Origin of the sequence: Xenorhabdus santafensis (assembly GCF_033949405.1) — a bacterium.
Classification (GTDB): domain Bacteria; phylum Pseudomonadota; class Gammaproteobacteria; order Enterobacterales; family Enterobacteriaceae; genus Xenorhabdus; species Xenorhabdus santafensis.
Genome location: NZ_VCDN01000507.1, coordinates 1 through 317, shown reverse-complemented (window position 1 = coordinate 317; position 317 = coordinate 1). Strand labels below are relative to the sequence as shown.

Sequence of the window (317 nt, the reverse complement as noted above, 5' to 3'; positions counted from 1 at the left end):
AAGTCTTATAAAACACTGGACTGGCAGCTTGGGTAATTTCTTCATCGAACATAACACCAACTACTTTCCAGCCCGTTTTCTCATTTGTTGCAAAGATTAAATTCTTTTTATCACCTTGTTCTGTATAAGACACATTTCCTTGTTTATCTTCATAAATTGGTTTAATCCAAGGATCAGTAACTTTTGCACCTGGTTTTCTAGACGGATGACTAACAATTTGCTTATTTTGATCTAAAATAACTGCATAGCCTTTTTCACCAATATTAATCATTTTTGAAATCTTTAGGATGTTATCCAAATTCAAGTTAATACCTATA

At 31.9% G+C, this 317-nt stretch carries 1 protein-coding gene; it reads right to left on the bottom strand.

Translation table 11 applies throughout. The annotated features are described in order from the left end of the window. On the bottom strand, positions 1-271 hold a 271-nt coding region (locus FE392_RS23205), incomplete at its 3' end, for a Cache 3/Cache 2 fusion domain-containing protein (RefSeq protein ID WP_319932028.1). Positions 272-317 lie beyond the last annotated feature (46 nt).